This window comes from Gammaproteobacteria bacterium (genome assembly GCA_032250735.1).
Taxonomy (GTDB): Bacteria; Pseudomonadota; Gammaproteobacteria; order SZUA-152; family SZUA-152; genus SZUA-152.
This window is the reverse complement of the sequence record JAVVEP010000001.1, coordinates 34,227-61,014: the sequence shown is the minus strand read 5'-3', so window position 1 is coordinate 61,014 and position 26,788 is coordinate 34,227. Positions and strand designations below refer to the sequence as shown.

General features: G+C 60.5%; 21 protein-coding genes. 13 read left to right on the top strand and 8 right to left on the bottom strand.

Annotated features, from left to right (window positions below):
* Nucleotides 1–16: 16 nt before the first annotated feature.
* The gene (locus RRB22_00270; protein ID MDT8382827.1) at nucleotides 17–1,129 is read left to right on the top strand and encodes a glycosyltransferase family 9 protein; all 1,113 of its coding nucleotides are present in this window, start codon (nucleotides 17–19) and stop codon (nucleotides 1,127–1,129) included.
* Between the two features lie 12 nt (nucleotides 1,130–1,141).
* Here RRB22_00270 and RRB22_00265 read toward each other — a convergent pair whose 3' ends face one another.
* The gene (locus RRB22_00265) at nucleotides 1,142–1,735 is read right to left on the bottom strand and encodes a D-sedoheptulose 7-phosphate isomerase (GenBank protein MDT8382826.1); all 594 of its coding nucleotides are present in this window, start codon (nucleotides 1,733–1,735) and stop codon (nucleotides 1,142–1,144) included.
* Between the two features lies 1 nt (nucleotide 1,736).
* Nucleotides 1,737–3,173 (bottom strand): bifunctional D-glycero-beta-D-manno-heptose-7-phosphate kinase/D-glycero-beta-D-manno-heptose 1-phosphate adenylyltransferase HldE, encoded by a 1,437-nt coding sequence (gene hldE, locus RRB22_00260; protein MDT8382825.1) that lies wholly within the window; start codon nucleotides 3,171–3,173, stop codon nucleotides 1,737–1,739.
* 168 nt (nucleotides 3,174–3,341) lie between these two features.
* On the opposite strand from hldE, the gene RRB22_00255 reads away from it, so the two are divergent.
* Together RRB22_00255 and RRB22_00250 are read left to right on the top strand one after the other, a co-directional pair.
* Nucleotides 3,342–4,433: a CDP-glycerol glycerophosphotransferase family protein gene (locus RRB22_00255; GenBank protein ID MDT8382824.1), complete on the top strand. Its 1,092-nt coding sequence runs from the start codon at nucleotides 3,342–3,344 to the stop codon at nucleotides 4,431–4,433.
* Nucleotides 4,434–4,535: 102 nt separating this feature from the next.
* Nucleotides 4,536–5,675: a glycosyltransferase gene (locus tag RRB22_00250; protein ID MDT8382823.1), complete on the top strand. Its 1,140-nt coding sequence runs from the start codon at nucleotides 4,536–4,538 to the stop codon at nucleotides 5,673–5,675.
* Nucleotides 5,676–5,691: 16 nt separating this feature from the next.
* On the opposite strand, the gene RRB22_00245 is transcribed toward RRB22_00250, so the two are convergent.
* Nucleotides 5,692–6,438, bottom strand: a complete 747-nt coding sequence (locus RRB22_00245) for a sugar phosphate nucleotidyltransferase (protein ID MDT8382822.1) — start codon at nucleotides 6,436–6,438, stop codon at nucleotides 5,692–5,694.
* A 130-nt stretch (nucleotides 6,439–6,568) separates the two neighbouring features.
* Between RRB22_00245 and RRB22_00240 the strand changes: the two genes are divergently transcribed.
* Nucleotides 6,569–7,612 carry a CDP-glycerol glycerophosphotransferase family protein gene (locus RRB22_00240; GenBank protein MDT8382821.1) on the top strand — a complete coding sequence of 348 codons (1,044 nt, stop codon included), beginning with the start codon at nucleotides 6,569–6,571 and terminating at the stop codon, nucleotides 7,610–7,612.
* A gap of 139 nt (nucleotides 7,613–7,751) precedes the next feature.
* On the opposite strand, the gene RRB22_00235 is transcribed toward RRB22_00240, so the two are convergent.
* Genes RRB22_00235 through glnE form a run of 4 tightly spaced genes read right to left on the bottom strand, consistent with a single transcriptional unit; the run spans nucleotide 7,752 to nucleotide 14,000 of the window.
* Nucleotides 7,752–9,821, bottom strand: a complete 2,070-nt coding sequence (locus tag RRB22_00235; protein MDT8382820.1) for an O-antigen ligase family protein — start codon at nucleotides 9,819–9,821, stop codon at nucleotides 7,752–7,754.
* 52 nt (nucleotides 9,822–9,873) lie between these two features.
* Entirely contained in the window at nucleotides 9,874–10,074 is a 201-nt protein-coding gene (locus RRB22_00230; protein ID MDT8382819.1) for a zinc-finger domain-containing protein, read from the bottom strand.
* Between the two features lie 57 nt (nucleotides 10,075–10,131).
* Entirely contained in the window at nucleotides 10,132–11,058 is a 927-nt protein-coding gene (locus RRB22_00225; GenBank protein MDT8382818.1) for a branched-chain amino acid transaminase, read from the bottom strand.
* 11 nt (nucleotides 11,059–11,069) lie between these two features.
* Nucleotides 11,070–14,000: a bifunctional [glutamate--ammonia ligase]-adenylyl-L-tyrosine phosphorylase/[glutamate--ammonia-ligase] adenylyltransferase gene (gene glnE / locus RRB22_00220; protein ID MDT8382817.1), complete on the bottom strand. Its 2,931-nt coding sequence runs from the start codon at nucleotides 13,998–14,000 to the stop codon at nucleotides 11,070–11,072.
* Nucleotides 14,001–14,268: 268 nt separating this feature from the next.
* Between glnE and RRB22_00215 the strand changes: the two genes are divergently transcribed.
* Nucleotides 14,269–15,432, top strand: coding sequence for a PilT/PilU family type 4a pilus ATPase (locus tag RRB22_00215; protein MDT8382816.1), 1,164 nt, complete (start codon nucleotides 14,269–14,271; stop codon nucleotides 15,430–15,432).
* Nucleotides 15,433–15,471: 39 nt separating this feature from the next.
* Here the strand turns inward: RRB22_00215 and RRB22_00210 are convergent, their stop codons facing one another.
* Complete coding sequence (locus tag RRB22_00210; protein ID MDT8382815.1) at nucleotides 15,472–17,916, bottom strand: penicillin-binding protein 1A; 2,445 nt, start codon at nucleotides 17,914–17,916, stop codon at nucleotides 15,472–15,474.
* A 222-nt stretch (nucleotides 17,917–18,138) separates the two neighbouring features.
* Here RRB22_00210 and RRB22_00205 point away from each other — a divergent pair, with 222 nt between their 5' ends.
* From RRB22_00205 to RRB22_00170, 8 genes are all read left to right on the top strand, one after another.
* Nucleotides 18,139–19,203, top strand: a complete 1,065-nt coding sequence (locus tag RRB22_00205) for a pilus assembly protein PilM (GenBank protein ID MDT8382814.1) — start codon at nucleotides 18,139–18,141, stop codon at nucleotides 19,201–19,203.
* Nucleotides 19,203–19,766: a PilN domain-containing protein gene (locus tag RRB22_00200; protein MDT8382813.1), complete on the top strand. Its 564-nt coding sequence runs from the start codon at nucleotides 19,203–19,205 to the stop codon at nucleotides 19,764–19,766. Before RRB22_00205 ends, RRB22_00200 begins: the two co-directional genes overlap by 1 nt.
* Nucleotides 19,763–20,410, top strand: coding sequence for a type 4a pilus biogenesis protein PilO (locus RRB22_00195; GenBank protein ID MDT8382812.1), 648 nt, complete (start codon nucleotides 19,763–19,765; stop codon nucleotides 20,408–20,410). The genes RRB22_00200 and RRB22_00195 overlap by 4 nt, the downstream gene beginning before the upstream one ends.
* Nucleotides 20,410–20,994, top strand: a complete 585-nt coding sequence (locus RRB22_00190; GenBank protein ID MDT8382811.1) for a pilus assembly protein PilP — start codon at nucleotides 20,410–20,412, stop codon at nucleotides 20,992–20,994. The genes RRB22_00195 and RRB22_00190 overlap by 1 nt, the downstream gene beginning before the upstream one ends.
* Before the next feature lie 76 nt (nucleotides 20,995–21,070).
* Nucleotides 21,071–23,662, top strand: a complete 2,592-nt coding sequence (gene pilQ / locus RRB22_00185) for a type IV pilus secretin PilQ (GenBank protein ID MDT8382810.1) — start codon at nucleotides 21,071–21,073, stop codon at nucleotides 23,660–23,662.
* A 237-nt stretch (nucleotides 23,663–23,899) separates the two neighbouring features.
* Nucleotides 23,900–24,418: a shikimate kinase AroK gene (gene aroK, locus RRB22_00180; protein ID MDT8382809.1), complete on the top strand. Its 519-nt coding sequence runs from the start codon at nucleotides 23,900–23,902 to the stop codon at nucleotides 24,416–24,418.
* A 62-nt stretch (nucleotides 24,419–24,480) separates the two neighbouring features.
* Entirely contained in the window at nucleotides 24,481–25,581 is a 1,101-nt protein-coding gene (aroB, locus tag RRB22_00175; GenBank protein ID MDT8382808.1) for a 3-dehydroquinate synthase, read from the top strand.
* The gene (locus tag RRB22_00170) at nucleotides 25,578–26,765 is read left to right on the top strand and encodes a deoxyguanosinetriphosphate triphosphohydrolase (GenBank protein ID MDT8382807.1); all 1,188 of its coding nucleotides are present in this window, start codon (nucleotides 25,578–25,580) and stop codon (nucleotides 26,763–26,765) included. Before aroB ends, RRB22_00170 begins: the two co-directional genes overlap by 4 nt.
* Nucleotides 26,766–26,788 lie beyond the last annotated feature (23 nt).

Genomic DNA, 26,788 nt, shown 5'->3' with positions numbered 1-26,788 from the left:
ACTGCGATCAACCGCCATGCCAGCCCGCTCACTGCCCTGCTCACTGCCCTTTAGCCGCGCACCCGACAGCCTGTGCATCCTGCGCCTGTCGGCCGTGGGCGACATCTGTCACACCGTGCCGGTGGTGCGCAGCATCCAGCGCCAGTGGCCGCAGACCCGCATCAGCTGGATTATCGGCCGACTCGAGGCCAGCCTGATAGGGGACATCCCCGGCATCGAGTTTATCATCTTTGACAAAAGCCGCGGCTGGCGGGCCTATGCCGAGCTGCGCAGACAGCTGCGCGGCCGGCACTTCGATGCCCTGCTGCAGATGCAGATCTCCCTGCGCGCCAGCCTCGCCAGCCTGCTGATTCCCACCGACATCCGCCTCGGTTTCGACCGGGCGCGGGCCAAGGACTATCAGTGGCTGTTCACCAATGCGCGCATCCCGGCCCGGCCGCGACAACATGTGATGGACGGGCTGTTCGGCTTCGCCGAGGCGATCGGGGTGACCGATCTCACACCCCGCTGGGAGATCCCCATTCCCGCCGAGGCAGAGGACTTCGTTCGCCAACAGCTGCCCGCCGATCGGCCGCTGCTGGTGATCAGCCCCTGTTCCAGCAACCGCGCCCGCAACTGGCGTAACTGGAGCGCCGAGGGTTATGCCCAGGTGGCCGACTATGCGGTGGAAAAATACGGCCTGCAGGTGGTGCTCACCGGCGGCCCCAGCCAACTGGAAAAAGACTACGGCGAGGCGATCAGCCAGCAGACCCGGCACCCGCTGCTCAATCTCATCGGCCGGACTAACCTGAAACAGTTATTGGCGATTATCCAGCGCGCCGCGGCCATCATCACCCCCGACTCCGGGCCGGCACATATGGCCACCACGGTGGGTACGCCGGTGATCGGACTCTACGTCACCTCCAATCCCGAACGCAGCGGACCGTATCTCAGTCAGCAATGGGTGGTGAACCGCTACCCCGAGGCCTTGCTGGCAGAGCGGGGGAAAAGCGTGCAGGAGGCGCCGTGGGGACAGCGGGTGCGCAGCGCTGAGGCGATGTCGCGTATCGCGGTGCAGGACGTCACCGATAAACTGGACGCCATTTTTCGTGCGCACGAGGGCACAGACCTCGGGTCTGTCTCCGGTTAAGCCGCCACCTCTTCAGGAAAATAGCGCCGCCTCGATCTGCGCACAGAGGATGTGGCCGATGGTGATATGGGATTCCTGAATGCGCGCGGTGTTGGTCGACGGGATTTTCAGGCACAGGTCACACAGGGCCTCGAGCCTGCCGCCGGAGGCCCCGCTCATGCCCACGATGCTCAGGCCCTGCGCCCTGGCCACTTCGGCGGCGGCCACCACGTTGGCGGAATTACCTGAGGTGGAGAGGCCGATAAACAGATCGCCGCTGGCGCCGAAGGCCTCCACCTGCCGACTGAACACCGACTCGTAACCGTAGTCATTGGAGATGGCGGTGAGTTGCGAGGCATTGGTGGTGAGGGCGATGGCGGGCAGCCCCCGACGATCCACCTCAAAGCGACCGACCAGCTCGGCGGCGATATGCTGAGCATCAGACGCGCTGCCGCCGTTACCGGCCAACAGTATCTTGTTGCCCGCGCGCAGGGTCTCGATGCAGCGCTGCGCCACCTCGGCGATGGCCTTGAGCAGCGCCGCATCGGACAGCACGGCCTGCTTGACCGCAATGGAATCCTGCAACAGTCTGGCGATGCTTTCGGTTTCGATGATGGTGTTGCTCACGCTATTCTCCCCGCCGAATACGGTCGATGATGTCGCTACTGGAATAACCGGGCTTAAAGCTCAGCACCCGTACCTCGCCGCCGTTTTCCACCACACAGTCGTAGCCGGCAATCTCTTGCGGGCGATAGTCGCCGCCCTTCACCAGCACATCGGGCGCGACATGACACAACAGGCGCTGCGGCGTGTCTTCGGAAAACGGCACCACCCAGTCGACACAGGACAGCGCGGCCAGCATGTGCATGCGGTCTTCGAGCCGGTTAATCGGCCGGCTAGCGCCCTTCAGGCGCGAGACGGAATCGTCGTCGTTGACGGCGACGATCAGATGATCGCCCAGGGCGGCCGCTTCTTCCAGATAGGTGATGTGGCCCGGGTGCAGCAGATCGAAGCAGCCGTTGGTCATCACCAGGGTTTCGCCACGACTGCGCGCCTCGGCCACGAAGTCCAGCAGATCTGCCTCGCTGGTCACCCCGCGTTGCACGCTGTGCTGCTCGTTCAGCGCCGCCTGCAGCTCATGCGCGGAGACCGTCGCCGCACCCAGCTTGCCCACCACCACGCCCGCTGCGGCATTGGCCAGGGTCGCCGCGGTGGCCAGACTCTCACCGGCGGCCAGCACCGAGGCAAACACGCCGATCACCGTGTCGCCCGCGCCGGTGACGTCAAACACCTCGCGCGCCCGGGCCGGCAGATGCAGCGGGGCCTGATCGCGCACCAGCAGGGTCATGCCCCGCTCGCTGCGGGTGATCAAGATAGCCTCTAATTCCAGTTTGGCACGCAGCGCCTCGCCCTTGGCCACCAGCTCATCGTCGTCGGCGCAGCGGCCGACCACGGCCTCGAACTCGCCGAGGTTGGGGGTCAGCAGGGTGGCGCCGCGATAGCGGGCGAAATCCTCACCCTTGGGATCCACCAGCACCGGCAGCCTGGCCGCGCGCGCCGCCTCAATGATCTCGTGCACCGCGTTCAGGGAGCCCTTGTTGTAATCGGACAGCACCAGCACGTCGATCCCTTCCAGCCCGGCGATGGTCTGCTCGGCCAGCTCGGTGGCGCCGCCGCTCTGGGAGTGGTCTTCAAAATCGAGGCGAATGAGCTGCTGGTGACGACTCAACACCCGCAGCTTGGTGATGGTGGTGCAGTCGTCTCGCCGTAGCAGCTGGCTGCGGATCGCGCTGGCGACCAGCAGCCGCTCCAGCGTCTCGGCGGCCTCGTCGCGGCCGACGATGCCGCCCAGCGACACCTGCGCCCCCAGCGCGGCGATGTTCAACGCCACATTTGCCGCCCCGCCGACCCGCTCATCGCGCGTCTCCACCTTCACCACCGCCACCGGCGCCTCGGGTGAAATGCGCGAGGTGGCGCCGCTCCAGTAGCGGTCGAGCATGACGTCGCCCACTACCAGTAGCCGGGCCTGGGGGAGTCTGTTCAGAATGGGTTTGAGCGTTTGCAAAATAGGGGGCACCGTTTGCCGAAAAATTCCGCCAAATTCTACGCGCTGGGCACCCGAATTGCGAGGTGGCGGCTGGCAAAGGCGGCGGTATACAATGCCTGCATACCGTTCCTACACCGCGATCGCCAGCCTCGCAGCAAACCTCCCCACAAAAGGGCACCCAGGATCATGCCGCAGTCCGTCTATTTCGACATCCCACACCTTTATTATCTACCGCAATACCAGCCGGTTTATGAGGAACTCACGCGCCGCGGCGCACACTGTACCTTTGTCTTTTATGAGCGGCCCGAGGCCGAACTGCTGCACAGCGTCATCCGCCAGCACCAGCTACCCGTGATCTGGGTGAAGGACGAGGCGGCGGCGCTGCAACGCTATCGTCAGGACCGGCCGGACTGGGTGATCTTCGGTAACGACTTTCTCGGCCTCAAGAGCCTGGATAAATCGGTCACCCGCTGCGCGCTGCTGTTTCACGGCTCCGGCACCGGCATCAAGGGCGCCTCGCTGTCACCGGGGCTGGGCGAGGTGGACGTGCGTTTTGTCTCCGGCCCGGCCCGGCTGCCCATTTTTCGTGAACGCTACCCGGAGGTTGAGCTGGTGACGGTGGGCTTCGCCAAACTGGACCCGCTGTTCGGCCCGGTCGAGCAGCAGCCGCGACTGGATCTGGCGGCGCTGGGGCTGGATCCGGCCAAACAGACCCTGCTCTACGCCCCCACCTTTTACCCCAGTTCCATCGAAAACATGGGACGCAACTGGCCGGCACAGTTTGCGCAATACAACATCCTCATTAAGCCGCACGATTTCACCCTCAACAAAAGGCGTTATCGCCATCAACTCAAACGCCTGCAGCAATGGGCCCGCCATGACAACGTCTGGCTGGCCCGCCCCACCGATTACTCGCTGATCCCCTTCATGGCCACCGCCGATGTGATGGCGACCGATACCTCGTCCGCCATCTTTGAATTTGCGGCGCTGGACAAGCCGGTGATCGTGTGTGACTTCGTGCGCCTGCGCTGGAGCTACCGTGGGCCGTTCCGCTTTCGGTTGCGAAAACGGCTTGATGCCAGCACCGAGCAGTATCAGGACATCGCCCTGCACGCCAAACGCTTCAAAGACCTCAAGGCCATCGTCGACTCGCAGATGCAGCACCCGGAGCAGTTGCGCGCCCGACGCCTGGCCTACGCCGATCAGATCATGGGACAGCGCGACGGCAAGGTCGCGCAGCGGATCGTCGATTATCTACTGGAAAATCGACGATCTTGATCTTTAATAATCAGGCGGAGCCTGCATAAGGAGTATCCGGACAACGCCCGGAAGGCTGAAAGTTAATCCGAACAACAGTTATTCCAGGGAGCGGGATAGCCGGTGCATACCACACAACGCATTGCCTTTATTGCCACCGACTTGGCCATGGGCGGACGCGGGCGCAACATCACCAATCTCAGCAACGGCCTGGTCAGGCAGGGGCTGGCGGTGGACGTGTTGCTGCTGCGCACCGGCAGCAACTACCTCCACCAGCTCGATCCCGCGGTGCGGGTGATCAAGCTCAACAGCACCAACTCGCTGACCGGCCTGCCCAGCCTGGTGCGTTACCTGAGACAGGCCCGGCCCGAGGCCTTTGTGGCCCCGACCGCACGCAACACCCTGCTCGCCTTACGGGCGCGGCGTATCGCCGGCACCACGACCCGCATCTATGCCCGCCTGCACAACCACTCTTCCAGCGAGCTGGCCAAATTACACGTGATCACCCGTCAACGCAGCCTGTACCGCCTGCGTCGTCACTATAGTCGCTGTGACGGGGTGATCGCCGTCTCCGAGGGGGTCGCCGAGGACTTCTCCCGGCTCACTGGCCTGGATCACCACAAGGTAAGGGTCTGCCCCAATCCGGTGGTCACCCAGAACCTGTTACAGCTCGCCCAACAGCCCCTGAGCCACCCGTGGTTCGCTGCCGGCCAGCCACCCGTGATCCTCGGCGTGGGCCGGCTCAATCCGCAAAAGGATCTGCCCACCCTGATTCGCGCCTTCGCCATCGTGCACAAACTCATGCCCTGCCGATTGCTGATCCTGGGTGAAGGCAAACTGCGCCCCCAGCTGGAGGGCCTGATTCACGCGCTAGCGCTGGACGAGGTGGCGGCCCTGCCGGGTCATGTCGAGAATCCCTACCCTTACCTGAGGCAGGCGGCGATCTACGTGTTGTCTTCCGCCTGGGAAGGCCTGCCCAATGCGCTCATCGAGGCCCTGGCGCTGGGCACCGCCGTGGTATCGACAGACTGCCCCAGCGGCGCACGGGAGATCCTGGAGGATGGCAAACATGGTCGGCTGGTGCCGGTGGGGGATTTTTTTGGCCTGGCCCTGGCCATACAACAGACCCTAAAGGTACCGCCGACCGCAGAGCGGTTACAGGCCGCGGCCGCGCGCTACACCGAGGCCGCCAGCTGTCAGGCCTATCTGCAGGCCTTTGGTTTTACGCCGCCACCCGCCGCGGCCCACTCACAGATGCCCTGAGAGGCGGGTGACCGGGTCAGAAAATGCGGTTGAATACCGCCTTGCGCATGGCCTCGATGTCGGGATGAAAATCCACCTCGCCCCAGTCGTCGTGACTGATTTCGCAGGTGCTCACCGTCTGCCCGTCAGCCACCAGCGCATTAAACAGCTCCAACCAGAAAGCATCCCGGCTTTCGGGCTGCTTCACCATCTGCATCAATTTGTCATGAAAGCGCCTGCGCATCTCGGCACCGCGCACCATCACCAGGCCCACGGATTCCGCCTGTGCCTCGGCGGGATCGATCTTTTTTGATACCTGTAACAGCTGGCGCTGATCGTCCATGCGCACCTTCATGTCATCCTCGTCGTAATGGTCCTTGTGATCGATGGTGAGCTGGATGGCCTGGTGATCGCCCGCCAGCACCTGATCGTAGACGTGGGCCTTGTAGATGTTGTCACCATTGGAGACAAGGAAGTCCTCGTCCAACATGAGATAGTGGGCACACCATAACGACAGCAGATTATTCGATACGTCGTAATAGGGGTTATACACCACCTCGATCTCCGCCTGCTCCCGATAGGCATCAAGCTTCGCCTCCAGTTGTTCACTGAGGTAGCCGGTGATCACGTACACCTTGTGCAGGGTATGACTGGCGATGGCGTTTTCCAGCTGTCGATCCAGCAGCGTCGTGCCATCACCCAGATCCAGCAGCGACTTGGGGGTATCTTTGGTGAGTGGGTACAGGCGCTTGCCCTGCCCCGCGGCAAGAATAATAAGATTCATGGTTGACGTCAGTCGCTCTGCTGATTGTGATTAAAAACCGGAGCCTGTGTACCGGGCTGCCAGCGGCCTTACGACACGCTGCGCACACCAAGGCGTGTGTATAATAGCACCCCCAACCCTGATCTGGCTTATGAAACGCTACCTACTCTTCGTCAGCAAACTCTATGGCTATTCCATTGTGCGCCCCGTACAGGAGGCGATTCGCGCCCGCGGCGACGAGGTGGCGTGGTTTGTTCATGGCGTCAGCGACCAACATCTGCGCGCCGACGAGCGACAGCTCAAGACCGTCGCCGAGGTGATGGACTACCAGCCACATGCGGTGTTCGTCGCCAGCAACTGGGTGCCCGATTTTTTTCCCGGCGCGAAGGTGCAGCTGTTTCACGGCTTCAATGCCGAAAAGCGCGACGAACAGGTCGGGCATTTTCGCATCCGCGGCTGGTTCGATCTCTACTGCACCCAGGGCCCCAGCACCACCGCCCGGTTTCAGCAACTCGCCGAGCAGCACGGCCACTTTCGCGCCATCGAGACCGGCTGGCCCAAGGTGGATCCGCTGTTTTGGCAGGACCACCAGCCCGGCCTGCGCGAACAACTGGGCATCCATAAACCCATCGTGCTCTACACCTCCACCTTCAGCCACCGCCTCAGTGCCGCGCCCCGGCTGCACGACACCATTGCCCGGCTGGCCGAGGCCGGCCACTGGCACTGGCTGGTGAACCTGCACCCGAAAATGGACCCGGCGATCGTCGAATCCTACCGGGCACTGGAGGGCCCGAATCTCACCTTCATCGACACCGACAACATCATCCCCCTGCTGAAGGCCGCCGACGTGATGGTGTCCGACACCTCCTCCGTGGTGTTTGAATTCATGTTGCAGGACCGCCCCGTCGTCACCTGCCGGCACCGCAACCCGGGGCCGCACCTGGTAGACATTCAGCAGGCCGACCAGCTGGAGGCGGCTATCGAGCAGGCGCTCACCCACCCCGCCGATTTGATGAGCGAGATCAGGAAGTATGCCGACTGGCTACACCCCTATCGCGACGGTAAATCCAGCGAACGGGTACTGGATGCCACGGAGGCATTTCTGGCCAACGACTACCGCAGGCTCCGACGCAAACCGCTGAACCTGGGACGCCGCCTCGGCACGCGCCGCAAACTGGGCTATTGGTGGTGGTGAGGTGATGGATGCTGAGTAGGAGGCCAGCCCTCTGGCCGATGGGTCGGGTTGGTGAAATTGTTGAGGTTGAATCGCCGAGGGGGCTCGGCTCCTACAGCCCAGTTAAGGCGCAATAACCGAAGGGCATTACGCCGCATGACTATCCGGCCTTTTTCGCCAGCCGCGCTTCCCGCCGCAGGGTCCACAGGGCGGCATATTTATTAAACGCCCCCTGCGCATAGGTGACGGCCACCAGGAAACCCACAGGGCCGTCCAGCAGGCCGAGGCGTAAAAAGTAGATCAGGATAAAATTCCACAGCGAGCGCAGGGCGGCGATGAGCAGTCCGCCACCCCATTTGCCGGCGGCAAATCGCTTCTGTCCACCCAGCCAGGCGTACTTGGCACTCTTTTGCAGGGCGTGGCCGTAGTTGCGATGGGTGTAGTGATAGAGGCGTCCTTCCAGCGCCCCCACCCGGCCCTTGGGTAACACCACGTGCTCATGCACCTGGGCATCGGTGAACCGCGCGCCCTCGCGGCGGAACAGGCGCAGGGGCGCGCGGGCGCTGCGACCAAAGTCCATGCGGTGGCCATAGACCATCACCGCCCAGGGCGTGCGATAGCCCACGCAGTCCGGGTTGTGGTTGAGGGCGGCGTCGATATCATGTCGCAATTCAGGTGAAACACGCTCATCGGCGTCAATGGAGAGTACCCAGTTGCCGTTAGCCTTTTCCAGAGCGCGCTGTTTTTGCGGGCCATAACCGGGCCAGTCGGTTTCATATAGCTTATCGGTGTAGCGCCGCGCAATCTCGACGGTGTTGTCCGACGAACCGCTGTCCAGCACGATAATCTCGTCCGCCCAGCCGGCCACCGACTGCAGGCAGGGTTCGATGCGGTCCGCCTCATCCTGGGCGATGATGGTAACCGACAGGCTCTGCTGACGCTGCACCGGTGCGCGCCGGGCCTGCTGGCGTCGGGTCTGGATGGCGGCAAAGATGGCCGCCAGATAAAAGGCGAAAAAGCTGATGGGGCGATCACGTTCCAGGATCGCCTCGGAGAAACCAAAACACATGTAGGCCACGATGAGCAGCAGGCCCGCCAGGGCCAGGCGCTGCTGATCGAGATCGGGTTGACGCCGCAGCCCATCGACCAGCAGTTTGGCGGGGATCAGAAACAGCAGCCAGATCGCCACCAGCGCCAGCGTGCCGCCATTGGCCATCGTCGCGAAAAACTGGTTATGTGGATGTCCCCAGGCTGCGGCCGAGCTATTTCGTACGCCGGCATCTACCAGGGCCTGCGCATTTTCCTGATAGTGTCCCCAACCCACGCCCACTAGCGGATTATCCAGATAGATCTGCCAGGCCGCCTGCCACATCTCCAGACGTGTCCCCACCGAGGTGCCGCGCGCAGGACTGGTGATCTCGCTCTGGAAATAGCTGCTGAGGTTGGCGGTGGTGCGATCCACGGTCTTCTGTACGCCGGTGGCGGGCACAAAATAGGCGCCCGCCACCACAATCACCAACAAGGCTACCGCCGACCACCGTTGCCAGACCGGAATCCGCGCCCGGGCATACCAGAGGAACACCAGGCCCAGAAAGGGGATCGCCACCCAGCCGCCGCGGGCATGGGATAACAGGCTGGCCAGCAGACCGCAGGCCGCCGCCAATAACGGCAGTACCACCTGCCAGCGGGCGCGCTGGCGGAACCAGCCCAGGCCGGCCAGGGCCATCACCCCGGTAATGAGGGCGATATCCCCAAAGATGATCGGATGGGTAATCCCCTTGGCGCGAAAACCGGGCGGCTTGCCCCAGACCTCAAACAGCGCCACCGCCGCGGCCAGTAGCGCGCCCACCACCAGCCCGTACCAGAGGGCCGCCAGGCTCACCCCGGCGCGGCGCAAAAACACATAGGCCGGGATCACCAGCAGCAGGCGGGCAAACTTGCCGAGTTTTTTGACGCCGCTGTGATCGATGCCCCCGAGCAGGGTGACCAGCAGGGCGGTGAGAAAAAACAGGCCCACCGCAAAATACAGCAGCTTCTCTTCGCGACTGGCCTGGCCGCCGCCGCGCTGTTGGTAGGCCACCCAGAAACCGGCCAGCGCCAGCAGGCCCAGCCCCAGGCCGTCGGCCGGACGCAACACCAGGATCAGTACAGGAAACAGAAACACCAGCGCCGCGCCACAGGCGTGGGTGAGCCTGTGGGGCGCGGTCTGGGGGGCGGCGTTATCGGTCATATGAGGTTGTTGAATGAGATGGAGGGATCATCAATCCCCCTTCTAACAATAGTTAGTCTTTCAGGGTGTACTCGGCGCCGCAGTACGGGCACTTGGCTTTGCCGGTCTTTTCGATGGCCAGATAGACCCTGGGGTGCGAATTCCACAGGCTCATGCCATCCATGGGGCAGTGTAGTGGCAGCTGCGCACGGCTGACCTCATAGTGGTTTTCCGCATTGGCCGGAATCTCGGTGACGCCCTGTGTCTGACTCATACTCCCCTCTCCCTCAAAAGCCGTGTTATTGCCATCTTGTTATGGGTCATCGGCCCGCTACGCCACCGGGGTCAGCCAGTCCTGATAATCGGCGTGACGGCCATGCACCACGTCAAAATACAGGGTCTGTAATTTTTCAGTGATGGGGCCGCGTCCGCCGTTGCCAATGGCGCGATTGTCCAGCTCACGGATGGGTGTCACCTCCGCGGCGGTGCCGGTGAAAAAGGCCTCGTCCGCGACATACACCTCATCCCGGGTGATGCGTTTTTCGCGCACCTCATAACCCAGCTTGGCCGCCAGCACCAGGATCGTCTCCCGGGTGATGCCTTCCAGGGCAGAGGTCAGCTCCGGCGTGTAGATCACGCCATTGCGCACAATAAAGATATTCTCGCCGCTGCCCTCGGCCACAAAGCCGTCCACGTCCAGCAACAGGGCCTCGTCATAGCCGTCGGTGAGGGCCTCCTGCAGGGCCATCATCGAGTTGATGTAATTACCGTTAGACTTGGCTTTGCACATGGTGACGTTGACGTGGTGCCGGGTGAAGGACGAGGTCTTGATGCGGATCCCCTTCTCCATGCCTTCGGCACCCAGATAAGAACCCCATTCCCAGGCCGCCACCATGACGTGGGTCTTGAGATTGTCGGCGCGCAGGCCCATGCCCTCGGAGCCGTAAAAGCACATGGGCCGCAGATAGGCACTGCTGAGCCCGTTATCGCGCACCGCGGCACGTTGCGCCTCATTGATGGTCGCCTTATCGAAGGGCATGTCCATGCCGAGAATCTTGGCGGAACGGAACAGGCGATCGGTATGCGCCTGCATCCGAAAAATGGCCGGGCCCTTGCTGTCCGTATGATAGGCACGCACGCCTTCAAATACGCCCATGCCGTAATGCAGGGTATGGGTGAGCACATGCACCTTGGCCTCGCGCCAGGGTACCAGGTTGCCATCCACCCAGATGACGCCATCGCGATCATCCATCGACATACTGCTTTCTCCTATTCATGTTCATGCTTTTCATCCAATGCGACCGACCCAAACACCTTGCGCCAGAGTCCGGTGACCTGCCGGCGCTCGGCGAGAAACTGGTCATCCGCCACCACTGCCTTCTGATCCTGCAGGGCCCGCCGGTGCACCTCCGCCCGGTAACGCCGGTAGGCCTCCGCCAGGGCGGCCGCTTCTTCCGCGGTCAGAAAATCGGCCTCCGTCAGCTGTTGGGCGAAGCCTTCCAGCAGGCGAATGTTGTCCGTATAGGTGGTCAGCGCCGGGGTTTTATGCGCCCAATTCAAAACCCCGAATTGAACCATAAATTCGATATCGGCGATACCGCCGCGACCCTGTTTGAGGTCAAATTGTCCGTCTTTCTGCTGCACGAGCGTCTCCCGCATGCGCTCGCGCATCGACACGATATCGTGGCGCAGGGTCTCCGTCTCACGCACCCGCATCAGCACCTCGCGGCGCAGCGCCTCAAATTCGGCACGCAGGCCGTCATCACCTGCCACCACCCGGGCGCGCACCAGGGCCTGATGTTCCCAGGTCCAGGCCTGCTGGTGCTGATAGCTCGCATAACTCGGCAGGCTGGTGACCAGCAGCCCGGAGGCGCCGCTGGGCCGCAGTCGCAGATCCGCCTCATACAACACGCCGGCCGGCGTCACCGCGGTCAGAATGTGGATGATGCGCTGCCCCAGGCGCGCATAAAATACACTGTCGGCGATGGGCCGGGGGCCGTCGGTGAGAGCATCCGCCTGGTCATGGGCGGCGTGCAGAAACACCAGATCAAGGTCCGAGCCGTAACCCAGTTCCAGTCCTCCGAGCTTGCCATAGGCCACGACGGCAAAGCCCTTTTCGGTCTGCGATCCGGCCACGCAGGCGGGTCGGCCATGGCGCTCCAGCAGGTGCTGCCAGGCCAGTTCCAGCGCGGCCTGCACGATGACCTCGGCGATGTCGGTGAGGTGATTGCTCACCTCCATGAGCGGCACGGCCTCGACCACGTCGGCCGCCGCCACCCGCAGGACGCTGGCCTGCTTGAACTGTCGCAGGGCGTCCATGGCCTGCTCCAGATCGTCCGCCGGGAAGCGCTGTAACTGGCGCTGCAGGTCGGCCTCCAGCTCCGCCCGGGCGGGCGGCGAGTAGAGACTACGCGGGTCAAACAGCTCGTCCAGCAGGATGGGGTGGCGCGCCAGCAGCTGGGCAATCCAGGCGCTGGCGGCACACAGGCGCACCAGCTGGGACAGGACCATGGGGTGCTCGTTGAGCAGGGCGATATAGGCGGTGCGACTGGCGATGGTCTCCATCAGCGACAGCACCCGCAACAGGGTCGTGTCACTGAGCGCCTCGCCCTGCACCACCTTGCCCTCTTCCAGGGTGCTGACCGCCCCCAACAACAGGGGGATCAGCCGGTCCATGCGGGTGCGCCCGGTAGGTGATAACACCGCGTAACCCCGGCCGGTCCGGAACGCCTGCAGACGGGCATAAAGCACCTCGACCTCCCGATAACCCGCCGCCCGCAGGATGCCCAGGGCCTCCTCCGGCTCCGGCGGGGTCAGCCACAGGCGGCTCAGGCCCGATTCATCGACCTGGGCATGTCCCGTCTGCGGCGAGGCAAATACCTGTTCGAAGTGGCTGTGCACCCGGGTCATATGACCGCGCAGCACGGGCAGGAATTCATCCCAGTGCGCAAAGCCCATACCGAAGGCCAGGCGCTGCCGGCCCCGCTCATCCTCGGGCAGCTGGTGGGTCTGCTGATCCTGGTATTCCTGAATCCGATGTTCGGTGTTGCGCAAAAAGGCGTAGGCCGTCAACAGCTGCTCCACCACATAGGCGGGCAGGTAATCCTGCTCGCCCAGCCAGCGCAGTACGGCCTGGATCTCGCGCCGCTGCAGATCGGGCTCGCGGCCGCCGCGCACCAGCTGGAAGGCCTGACCGATAAACTCCACCTCGCGAATCCCGCCGGAGCCCAGCTTGACATTGTTGGCCATGCCGCGACGCCGGACCTCCGACTCCACCATCTTTTTCATCTCGCGTAGCGCCTCGAAGGCGCCGTAATCGAGATAACGGCGGAACACGAAGGGGCGCAGGATCTCGAACAGCCGCGCCCCCGCCTGCGGATCGCCGGCGACCACGCGCACCTTGATCAGGGCATAGCGCTCCCAGTCACGGCCATGGGCCTGATAATAATTCTCCAGCGCCGCAAAGCTGCTCGCCAGCGCGCCACTCTGGCCAAAGGGCCGCAGTCGCATATCGACGCGAAACACGAAACCCTCGCCGGTGGTCTCGTCCAGGGCGCGGATCAGTTGCTGCCCCAGCTGTTTGAAAAATACCTCATTGGGCTTGCCGCGGTCGGTTTCCCCATCCTCCGGATAGGCGAAGATCAGATCCACGTCGGAGGAAAAATTCAGCTCGCCGGCACCCAGTTTGCCCATGCCCAGTACCAGCATGCCCATCGGCTCACCGCTTGCATCGCGGGGCTCGCCCTGCTGGGTGATCAAGGCCGCCTGCAACCAGTCCAACGCCCCCTGAATGCAGGCATCGGCCAGCGCCGAAAGGTCGGCCATGGTCTCATTGACATCGGCCAGCCTGGCCAGGTCGCGCCAGGCGATACGCACCATCTCCCGCTGGCGCAGGCGCCGCAACTGCACGCCCAGGGTCTGCGCATCCGTCACCGCCTGCATGGCCTGCCCGACATGGGCGGTCAGCTCGTCGACGGGCGTCCCGTAACACCGCTGCAGGTCGCCGCTGTGCACCAGGTCCAGCAACAGGCCGGGGCGGGAGACGCAACGCTGCGCCACAAATTCGCTGCCGGCCCACACCCGGCAGAGCTGATCCAGAAACGGCGGATCGAATTCGCCCGCCGACGTCTCGCCGGCGGCCAGCACGGTCCCGAAATCCGACCAATAGCGACGCACCGCCGCCCGTAAATCTTCAGGCACGGCCTCCAGGGCAGACTCAAAGGCGGTTGAATTGATTGCGCGTATTCCTTCTTAAAGTTGAGCCGCAACGGGGCCTTTCAGGGCCACTAACCCGCGGGCGGGCGGTTAAAGATTGCCCGCTGGTGGACCGATACACTAGGAGTCTGTCGGACTTGAGACTGATCTCGGCAACGGCTCCGGCGTTGCGCTATCGCCTGCGTCCGTGCAGTCGTGCCGCGCCATTTTAACGAATCAAGAACCTGATAACGCCCCACGGAGCAGGATAGCAATGGAAATCTCTGATTACCTCAAACTCATGGTCAAGTATGAAGCCTCTGACATTTATTTCACAGTCGGCGCCCCGGTCAGTGCCAAGATCCACGGCATTCTCAAACCACTGGAAAAGACCACCCTGCCGGCCGGGCGCACCAAGGCACTGGCCTATGAGCTGATGAGTGAGGAGCAGATTGCCCAGTTCGAGCTCAAACCGGAAATGAATCTGGCCCACTCCCTGCCGGGCATCGGTCGTTTTCGTGTCAACGTGTTCAAGCAACGCAATCAGGCGGCGATGGTGATTCGCCATATCAAGACCGAGATCCCCAGCGCCCAGGAACTGGGTCTGCCGCCCATCCTGCAAAAGATCATCATGCAAAAACGCGGGCTGGTGCTGTTTGTCGGCGGCACGGGCTCCGGTAAATCCACCTCACTGGCAGCCCTGATTGATGCCCGCAACACACACTCTTCCGGCCACATCATCACCATCGAAGACCCCATCGAGTTCATCCATAACCACAAGAAGTCCATCGTCAACCAGCGTGAAGTGGGACTGGATACCGACAACTACGAAGATGCCCTGAAAAACACACTGCGCCAGGCGCCTGACGTAATCCTGATCGGCGAGGTGCGTGACCGCGAGACCATGGAGCACTGTATCGCGTTTGCCGAAACCGGGCATCTGGCGATCTCCACCCTGCATGCCAATAATTCCAACCAGGCCCTGGACCGTATCATCAACTTCTTCCCGGAGGATCGCCGCAATCAGCTGCTGATGGATCTATCGCTGAACGTACGTGCCTTTATCTCCCAACGGCTGATCCCCACCCTGGACGGCAAACGCGCGGTGGCGGTGGAGGTGCTGCTGGGTACGCCGCTGATCCAGGACCTGATCCTCAAGGGCGACATCCACGGCATTCGGGACATCATGGAAAAGTCCACCAACCTGGGCATGCAGACCTTCGATCAGGCCATCTTCAAGCTGTACAAGGATGGCGTCATCAGCATCGAAGAGGCGCTGCGCAATGCCGACTCGCAAAACAATCTGCGCCTGAAGATCAGCCTTTCGGAGGGCGCGGTCGAGGTGGATGAAAATATGAAGATTGAGGAAGACCCGGATGACGTCAACGCCATGGCGGGCCGTCCGGGGACGCTCAATCTGATGATGGAACCCAAATAGACCGACTAGCCTGCCGGCAACGACGGGGTTAACCGCTCGCTAAAACAGCTCGTCCGCCACCCCGGTATCGGACGCCGTCTCGCGCCCGCCGTCACCGCCACCGGGGTGATTCAACACGGTGGACTCCTCTGCCTGACGCTGCGGTACGTGCTCCTGACGGAAGGTCTCAAAGATGGCATTCGGATGACCCGCCTTCGCCAACAGGCCGGTCTCGGGATCGATGCGCACGGTCACCAGACCCGGCGGCTGCTCGGGGACATGCACGGGCAAGCCCTTGAGGGCGGTGTGCATGAATTCAATCCACATCGGCAAGGCCGCATAACCACCGGTCTCCCTGGCGCCCAGCGGCTGCGGTTTATCAAACCCCACCCAGGCGGTCGTCACCAGATTGGAGGTGTAACCGGAGAACCAGGCATCATGCTGATCGTTGGTGGTGCCGGTCTTACCGGCGAGATCGGGCCGCCCCAGCGACCGCGCACGGCGGCCCGTACCGTACAGGATGACATCCCGCATCATGCTCCGGATCAGATAGGCGTTCTGCGGGGTCAGTACGCGCGGCGCGATATTCACCGGCATCACCTCGGCCGCGGTCGGCGGGCCAACAAAGGGCTCCGCACCCGGTTCCGCGATGACATCGGCCTGTGCCTGTAGTTTCTCTTCACAGGCCTCGCAGACCGTGAAGGGCGCGGCCCGATACAGCACGCTGCCTTCTGCGTCTTCGATGCGGTCGATGAAATACGGCACCGGCCGATAGCCCCCATTGGCGAACACCGAAAACCCCGACACCAGCTCCAGCGGCGTGACCGCGCCACTGCCCAGGGCCAGCGACAGGTCGCGCGGCAGGCGCTTTTCATCAAACCCAAAACGCGTCACATAATTGATGGCATAACCGATACCGATCGCCCGCAACAGACGAATCGACACCAGGTTGCGCGACTCTACCAGGGCCTGACGCAGACGCGTCGGACCAAACACCTTGCCACTGTAGTTTTCCGGGCGCCAGGCGGCCTCCAGCCCCTCATCTTCAAACACCACCGGGGCATCATTAATGAGGCTGGCCGCGGTAAAGCCCTTTTCCAGCGCCGCCGAATAGGTGAAGGGTTTAAAGTTTGAGCCGGGCTGACGCTCGGCCTGGGTGACCCGATTAAATTTACTCTGCTGAAAATTAAACCCGCCGACCAGCGCCCGAATACCCCCGTCACCGGGATCCATCGAGACCAGCGCCCCCTCGACCTCCGGTAGCTGCGCCAGCTGCCAGAGGTCTTCGCCGGCTGTCGCATCGTCGCTTTCACGGATATAAACCACATCGCCACGGGACAGGATATCGGCCGCCTGCTGCGGGGCTGCGCCTACTCGGCCGTTGGCCTCGCTCGGTGCGGCCCAGGACAGGCCCGGCCAGTCGATGCGCAGCACGCCGCGATGGGGCTCATAGACGACGGCGGACTGTTCTGCCGTCGCCAGCACCAGGGCGGGCAACAGGCCGTTGATTTCAGAGAACGGCTGCAACAAAGGCATCCACTGATCCTCACCAGCTTCTTCCTTTAATACATGCCGCGCCAGGGCGCCGCGATAACCGTGACGAAGATCATAGGCCAGCAGGGCATTTCGCTGCGCCGTATTGGCGGCCATCTGCATACCGGAATCAATGCTGGTGTACACCTTATAGCCGGCGGAATAGGTCATGTCGCCGTAGCGTTCAATCATTTCCGCCCGCACCATTTCCGCCACGTAGGGCGCCACTACCTCTTTCGACAATCCGTGCAGGCTGGCGTCATCCAGCGTATCGCGCGCCTGGCTGTGGGCCGCCTCATCGATGAACCCCAGCTCATACATCCGACCCAGCACATAATTGCGGCGCAACAGGGCACGGGCCGGATTGATAATCGGGTTATAGCGCGAAGGCGCCTTGGGCAGGCCGGCCACCATCGCCAGCTGCGCGATGCTCAACTGATCAACCGGCCGACCGTAATAGACCTGCGCGGCCGCACCAACACCGTAGGCGCGATTGCCGAGATATATCTTGTTGAGATACAGGGCCAGGATGTCCTGCTTGCTCAGCTCATTTTCGATTTTTAGCGCCAGCAGAATCTCGTTCAATTTGCGCAAATAGGTTTTTTCGCTGCTCAAAAAGAAATTGCGCGCCACCTGCATGGTGATCGTGCTGCCGCCCTGTCCCTTTTCACCCGTACGCAACAGATAAAAGGTCGCCCGCAGCAGCCCCTGATAGTCCACGCCCGGATGCTCGAAGAAACGGTTATCCTCCGCCGCCAGTACCGCCTGCACCATCAGCGGCGGAATCTCTGCATAGTCCAGTGGGGCGCGTTTCTTCTCGCCAAACTCGGCGATCAGTTTTTGATCGCGCGTGTATACCCGCAACGGCACCTGGAATTGCACGTCCTTGAGACTCTCAATGGACGGCAAGTCGGGCACAATAAAAAGGGCAATCGCCGACAGACCAAGGGCGATCAAAAAAACACCAGTCACTGCAGAAATCAGCAACCAGCGTACAGGGAGTTTAAAAGAAGACATCAGATACAAAAATTTGTGATAGTGTTCATGGATATTGACAAGGGGTAAGTATAAAACTTCTAATTAGATCAACCTAATACTAAATATTCTTCGACAATCCGTAATCTATAGTAAAGTTTCCAAATTCACTACCGATAATCTGCTTGCGAGTATGATAATGGGAAATAAAACGTGCGAATAGCAGATCTCTTTGCTCATAAAAAACCTCCACTCATTGGACTGGACATTAGCTCAACTTCGGTAAAACTGCTGGAGTTAAGTCGCCATGGTGACGGCTACCGTGTCGAGGCCTATGCAGCGGAACCACTGCCACCCAATTCGGTCGTTGAAAAAAATATTACTGACGTCGAAGCCGTCGGTGAGGCCATCCGACGCGTGGTAAAACGTGCCGGCTCACGCAGCAAGTTCGCCGCCGTCGCCGTCGCCGGCTCTTCGGTCATCACCAAGGTGATCACCATGCCGGCCTCGCTTTCCGAAGATGAGATGGAAAGCCAGATTGAACTGGAAGCGGACCAATACATTCCCTATTCCCTGGAAGAGGTGAATCTGGATTTCGAAATCCTCGGGCCCTCGGATGACAATCCCGATACAGTCGATGTGTTGCTGGCGGCCTCGCGTAGCGAGAATGTCGACTCCCGTGTCGCCGCCGTCGAACTGGGCGGGCTCACCGCCAGGATTGTGGATATCGAGGCCTACACCCTGGAAAATGCCTTTAGCCTCATTACCTCACAGATCCCCGGGGGCACGGCAGACAAAACCATCGCCATCATTGATGTGGGCGCCACCATGACGACCCTCAGCGTATTACACAACGAAAAGATCATTTATACCCGCGACCAGGTTTTCGGCGGCAAGCAGCTCACGGAAGAAATCCAGCGCCGCTACGGCCTGTCCTACGAGGAAGCCGGCATGGCCAAGCGCCAGGGTGGCCTGCCTGACAATTATGTGCCCGAGGTGCTGGATCCCTTCAAGGATGCCATGACCCAGCAGGTCAGCCGTTCACTACAGTTCTTTTTTTCGTCCAGCCAGCATAATTCAGTCAACCATATCGTGCTGGCCGGCGGTAGCGCGTCCATTCCCGGTGTCGATGAACTCATCGAAGAGCGGGTCGGCACCAGCACTTCGATTGCCAATCCCTTCACTAATATGTCACTGGTCTCCAAGGTCAAGGCACAGGCATTGAGCAATGACGCACCGGCGCTGATGATTGCCTGCGGACTTGCGCTAAGGAGCTTCGACTAATGCCACACATTAATCTACTCCCCTGGCGTGAAGACGAACGGCGCGAGAAACAGCGCACCTTCATCAACATCGCGGCTGGCGCAGCCATCATGATGCTCGGCATTATCGTGCTGGTTCATATCCGTATGGCGGGCGTTATTGAGGAACAAAACAACCGCAATCAGTTCATGACGGATCAGATTGCGCAGGTCGACAAGGACATCAAAGAAATCGAGAGCCTCGAAAAAGAGAAGGCCGCCCTGCTGGCGCGCATGAAGGTCATTCAGGAACTGCAGAGCAGTCGCCCTGAGATCGTGCATATATTTGATGAGATCGCCACCAGCATGCCGGAAAAGGTATTTCTGATCACCCTCTCCCGCAAAGGTCGAGAGATCGATCTGACCGGCGTTGCCGACTCCAACGACTATGTCTCGGAGCTGATGCGCAATCTGGACAAATCGCCCTGGTTAACCAACCCCAGACTTGAGGTCATCAAGTCCGACGTCAAGGAATACCCGGGCGCCAGCTGGTTCCAGATGAAAGTCTCACAAGCCGTTCCAAAAACCGAGAAGGCCGACAAATGAACCTGTCTGACCTGAAAGACCTTAACAACCTCGATCCCAATAATATTGGCAGCTGGCCCATCGCCGCCAAGGCTATTGTTATCCTGCTGCTCTGCACCACGCTGTTATTCGCCGGCTATTATTTGGACACCAGCGACCAACTGCTTGAGCTTGAGGCCGCGCAACAGAAGGAAACGACCCTCAAGCAGGAATTTGAAACCAAGCAGGCCAAGGCCGTTAACCTGGCGGCCTACAAAGAGCAGATGCTGGAAATGCAGCGTTCCTTTGGCGCGCTGCTGCAACAGCTGCCGGGTGAAACCGAGGTGGCCGGACTACTTGTCGATATCTCACGCATCGGCATCATCAGCGGGCTGGAATTTGAACTCTTCAAACCCGAGGCTGAAACCCCAAAAGAATTCTATGCCGAGTTACCCATTCAAATCCGAGTCAAAGGCAATTATCATCAGTTCGGCAACTTTGCCAGCGCCACCGCAGCCCTGTCACGAATCGTTACACTGCATGACCTGACCCTCTCCTCAAAAGCCAAACCGGGAGATGACAGCCGCATGACCATGGAGGCCACGGCAAGAACCTATCGCTACCTCGACAAAGACGAAGAAAGCAGCAACAGCAAAAAGCAACGCAAACCACGGGGTAAGAAATAATGGTTACGGCCAATAGCCTCCGAAACGATGGCCTTGAGGGCAAGTCCAGGATCCGCCTGCAGATCAGGCGCAGCACCATCGCGCGCTGCATCCTCGCGGCCTGTATTATTGTCGGGCTGTCTGCCTGCAGCGATGAGGCCACGGTGGAGCTGCAGGAATATATTGCCGATGTGAAGTCGCGGCAGAAGAGCCGCATACCACCACTCCCCAAACCACAGGAGTTTGAGGTTTTTACCTACAACGACAGCACCACCAGGAATCCCTTCGAGCCCACGGTCGAAATCCAGGCCATGGAATCAAACAATGGCTTGCGACCCGATATGAGCAGGGCCAGGGACGTACTGGAACAGTACGCACTGGGCAGCCTGAAAATGATGGGTAGCCTGGAAAAAAATGGTCAATTATGGGCGCTTATTCGCTCAAGCGATGGCACCCTATACCGCACCACCATCGGCAAGCACCTCGGCAAAAATAATGGCCGCATCACAAAAATTACCGAAACAGAGATTGAATTAAGGGAAATCGTTCCAGACGGCCTGGGGGGATGGATTGAACGCACATCAACCCTGGTTGCAAGCGAATGATGCCAGCGAGGACTTTGTAATGGGCTTTTTCACTCGATTATTTGGATCAAATACTATGCGCGCACGTGAGAATAAAATGATGAAACCAAAATTACGCTGCCTGAGCCTTATCCTGTTTTACGGCATGCTTGCGCTCACATCCGCATTTGCAGCCGATGCGCCGGAGCTTTCCCTGGATTTCATCGACTTTAAAAAGCTTCCGGACAATACGGTGGAGATTCGCATGGCCCTGTCCGGCGACGCCCCACAGCCTACTGACTTCACCTCAAAAAGCCCCGCACGCATCTCGCTCGATCTGGCTGGCGTGAATAACAACCTGCCCTGGAGCCTGCCGCTGCCCGTCGATGTCGGCGTCGCCCAGACCGTCAAGGCCGTACAGGAAAAGGGTCGCACCCGTGTCAGCGTCAACCTCGACAAACTGGTTAGCTATGAACTTCGCACCGAAGGCAAAAACATCTTTCTGAAGATTGGCGATGAGGCCTCAGCACCGGCCGCCGAGACCGCAGCCGTCCCAGCCCCCCCGGCTGAAACCGTCGCGGCGCCCGCTGCCGAATTCACCGACACCGCGACGCCCATCAAGAAGGCCGAGAGCAATGGCAGCACCAAGAAACTGAAGGACATCACCTTCACCTCCCTGCCCGGCGACAGCGTACAGGTCCGTCTCAACTTCTCTGGCCCTGCCACCAACCCCGGCAATTTCACCATCGACAATCCCGCACGCATCGTGCTGGACTTCCCCAACACCGGCAGCATCCTGGACTGGAAGAGCAAAAATATCGGCATCGGCTTCGCCAAGAGCGTGACCGCCGTAGAGGCCGGGGACCGTACCCGTATCATCTTGAACCTGGTGCAGCTGATCCCCTTCGAGAGTGAAGTCTCAGGCAACAATGTCATTATCACCCTTGCCGGCAGTCGCACGGCGCAGGCAACACCGGCCGCCAGCGCAACCGCGGGCGCAGCAGCAGCGGTGGCTGGCTCCTCCGCCCTACATCGCATCAACAGCATTGACTTCCGCCGCGGCAAAGACGGCGAGGGCAAGATCATCATTGGTCTGTCCGATGGCGACACGCCGATCAGCACCGGCGAATCGGGTCATCAGATTTTTGTCGAATTCGGCGACACCGAACTGCCCAGCACCCTGCAACAGCGCCTGGATGTCACCGATTTTGCCACGCCGGTACAATTTATCGACACCACGCAATCCGGCGACCGCACCCGCCTGGCCATCACCCCCAGCGGCGACTACGAATACCTGGCCTACCATGCCGGTAACAGCTACACCATCGAGGTGAAAGAGATTCCAAAGGAAAAGACCGCAGCCGCCAAGAAAGACCAGTTTGGTTATACCGGAGAGCGCCTGTCACTGAACTTTCAGGATATCGAGGTGCGCGCCGTCCTGCAGCTCATCGCGGACTTCACCAGCCTGAACATGGTGACCAGCGACTCGGTACAGGGCAACCTGACACTCCGCCTGAAAAATGTCCCCTGGGATCAGGCGCTTGATCTGATTCTGAAAACCAAGGGCCTGGCGATGCGCAAGGCCGGCAATGTCATCATGGTTGCGCCGGCAGAAGAGATCGCCGCGCAGGAAAAACTGGAGCTTGAGGCGAACAAACAGATCGAAGAACTGGCCCCCATCAAGACCCAGCTGATACAGATCAACTTTGCCAAGGCCTCGGAAATCGCAACAATACTCTCATCAAAGGGCGGCATCATTTCCGAACGCGGTCATTCCACCGTCGACGAACGCACCAATATCCTGCTGGTATCCGATACGGCGGACCGGCTGGATGCCGCCCGCGAGCTGATCAAGACCCTGGACATCCCTGTCCGCCAGGTCATGATCGAGTCACGCATCGTGATCGCCGATGACGATTTCGCCAAGGACCTTGGTGTTCGCTTCGGTGTTACCTCCATCAATGACAGAAACAGCGACCTGATCTTTGGCTCCGGCACCATCAACGCCACCGATGCCATGGCCGGTTCAGCGTTGGATAACCTGGCCGACACCAGTGGCGCTAGCCCCTACCCTATCAGCATCCCCACAGGTGCGGGCGGCATACCTCAACGTATGAACGTGAACATGCCGGTTGCAGCCCCCAATGCAGGTCGTATAGCCCTTTCCATTCTGGGCGCCAATACCTTGCTCGATCTGGAGCTATCTGCCCTGCAACTTGAGGCCCGCGGTGAAGTGGTTTCAAACCCCCGCGTCATCACCGCCAACCAGAAAGAGGCCCTCATTCAACAGGGCACAGAGATCCCATACCTGGAGGCCTCTTCCAGTGGCGCAACAACCATCTCCTTCAAGGAGGCGGTACTGGCCTTGCGCGTGACACCACAGATCACCCCCGACGACCGCATCATACTTGATCTCAAGATCAACAAGGACAGTATCGGTGAGCGATTCTCAGGCGAAAACGGATCCGTTATCCCCAGCATTGACACCAAGGAGATCGAGACCCAGGTATTGATGAATAATGGTGAAACCGTGGTACTGGGTGGCGTCTATGAGCAGGAAACACGCAACGAGAGTGACCGCGTCCCCTTCCTTGGCGATCTGCCCTTCATTGGCGTCCTGTTCCGGACGACCCGGGAACTCAGCAAGAAGAGCGAGCTGCTGATTTTTGTGACACCCAAAATCCTCAAACAGGAACTCGGCAACAAGTAACCACAGCAACTGCCAACACGTCCATAAATAGAAACGGCGCCTCAGGTGCCGTTTCTATTTATTCCTCCTATTATTCCTCTTGCTATCTTTCATCTAGTTCCTCACCAACATCCATTGACCGGATTTTCCCACCTTACTCACACCCGCTGATGACACAACCTGCGCCGATCGACACAGCATTAGTCATCCCCGCACCAAACCCGATATAATCCCTGCAAACCGATCTTCCGAGGCAGAATGGCACAAAACATCATCTTTGTTGGCCCGATGGGCGCAGGCAAGACCACCATTGGCAAACAACTCGCCCGCCAGCTGGGGAGAGCCTTTTACGACAGCGATCGTGTCATCGAGGAGCGCACCGGTGTGAACATACCGCTGATCTTTGAGATGGAAGGAGAAGATGGGTTTCGGCGGCGGGAGAAATCGGTCATTGCCGAACTGACCAGCAAACAGGACATTGTTCTGGCAACCGGCGGCGGCGCCATTCTCGATCCTGAAAATCGTGATCAGATCACCCGCCAGGGTTTTGTCATCTATCTCAGCGCCCCCCTTGACCACCTCTTCAATCGCACCACGAAAGACAAAAATCGCCCGCTGCTGAAGACCGCAGACCCCCGCAAAGCGCTGGAAGAAATCCTCCGCATCCGCGACCCTCTCTACCGGGAGGTTGCCGATGTGATTATCGAAACCGATGCCGGCCCGGCGCGCAGCGTGGTCAACAAAATACTGGCCCTGGTCGCCGAGCGTGGATTATAAACGGCGGGCACCAAGCCCCCTTGGCGACGACCGGAACGCACACACAGACAACCGATAAAAATATGAAAACCCTGACCGTCAATCTCAAGCTGCGCAATTATCCCATTCACATTGGCCAGAACCTGCTTGGCCAGGATTATCTGTTGACGCCGCACATACGCGGTAAACAGGTGTTAATCGTCAGCAACGAAACCGTTGCCCCGCTGTATCTCCAACAGACCCTCGGCGCGCTCAAGGATTACCACTGCGAATCCGTCATCCTCCCCGATGGAGAACAATACAAAACCCTGGAGACCACCAACCTCATCTTCGACGCCCTGCTCAGCCATCGCTTCGATCGCCAGTGCACCCTTATCGCCCTGGGTGGCGGCGTGGTGGGCGACATCACCGGCTTCGCCGCGGCCTGCTATCAGCGTGGGGTCAACTTTATCCAGATACCCACCACCCTGCTGGCGCAGGTGGATTCCTCGGTGGGTGGAAAAACCGGCGTCAATCACCCGCTGGGCAAAAACATGATCGGCGCCTTCCACCAGCCAGAATGCGTCATCATCGACATCAACACCCTCACCACGCTTGACGACCGGCAACTCTCCGCCGGGCTTGCCGAGGTGATTAAATACGGGCTGATCTCCGACGCCGAGCTGTTTACGTGGCTGGAGTCGAACATTGCCGCCCTGTTGGCCCGCGACCCCGAAACACTGGCCTATGCCATCGAACGCTCCTGCCAGAACAAGGCGACGGTGGTCGCCGCGGATGAAAAGGAGGCCGGGCCGCGCGCCCTGCTCAACCTGGGACACACCTTCGGTCATGCCATCGAGGCCGGCATGGGCTATGGTGCCTGGCTGCATGGCGAGGCCGTCGGCACCGGCATGCTGATGGCCGCCGACCTCTCGCACCGCCTGGGCGGGTTGTCGGCTGAGGAGTTGCAACGCACACAGGCATTGATCGCGGCCGCCAGACTGCCGACCAGGATCCCCGCGCAAATGGATGCCGAGCGTTTCATGCAGCTGATGGCTGTGGACAAAAAGGTGCAGTCCGGCGTCATCCGCCTGGTGCTTTTATCCGCCATCGGTGCCGGCTATGTCAGCGCCGACTACGACCCCCAAGCCCTGCGCGAGACCCTTGATGCCTTTCACCAGGCAGCCAACCGTGATGACTCGTGAGCGCTGATACCATACCCCCCACTCCGCTATCCGCGGACGGGCTCGCCCCCTACGCCACCCGCGAATGTCATTCACGCGGTCGGCAATTCCCTGAACCGCCACCCAATACGCGCAGCGAATTTCAGCGCGACCGGGATCGCATCGTGCACTCCGGCGCCTTCCGCCGCCTCGAATACAAGACCCAGGTGTTCGTTAATCACGAAGGCGACATGTTCCGCACCCGGCTCACCCACTCCATCGAGGTTGCGCAGATCAGCCGCTCCATCGCCCGCGTGCTGAAGCTCAACGAGGTCCTCACCGAAACCATCGCCCTGGCCCATGATCTCGGCCACACCCCGTTTGGCCATGCCGGACAGGATGTGCTTAATGACTGCATGCGCGACTACGGCGGCTTTGAACACAATCTGCAGTCGCTACGCATCATCGATGAGCTTGAAGAAAAATACGCCGATTTCAATGGCCTCAACCTCACCTTTGAGACCCGTGAAGGTATCTTGAAACACTGTTCGGCCAGCAACGCCCGGCGGCTTGGCGAACTGGGCCAGCGCTTCCTGGACCGACATCAGCCCGGGCTTGAGGCCCAGATCACCAACATTGCCGACCAGATCGCCTACAACAATCATGACGTCGATGACGGCCTCCGCGCCGGACTGATTACCATTGACGGCCTCTGTGAGGTCCAACTGTTTGCCGAGCAGCATGCGGCGGTGAAGCAGAAATATCCCGGCATCGTCGACAAACGCGCCGTGCATGAAATCATTCGCCGCATGATCAACCGACAGGTATCGGATTTCCTCACCAGCAGCGCCCAACGCCTGCACGACCACCAGCCGCAAACGCGCGAAGACATCACCCGGCATTCACAGCCACTGGTCGGCTTCAGCGATGAAATGACAGCGATGAATCTTGAGCTCAAGCAATTCCTGCATCACAACCTGTATCGCCACTATCGCGTTCACCGGATGACCGCCAAGGCCGCCAGCATCATCCGCTCGTTATTCGATGCCTTCATCAACGACCCCTTGCTGTTGCCGCCCGAACAGCAACAACGCGTGAAGACCCTCGAAAACCGGGACCAGCATGCCGGCCGTGCGCGCGGCATTGCGGACTACATTGCCGGGATGACCGATCGCTACGCCATTCGCGAATACGAACGCATTTTTAATGCCACTGAATTGACCTGAAACCGGGCACCACGCACAATCCG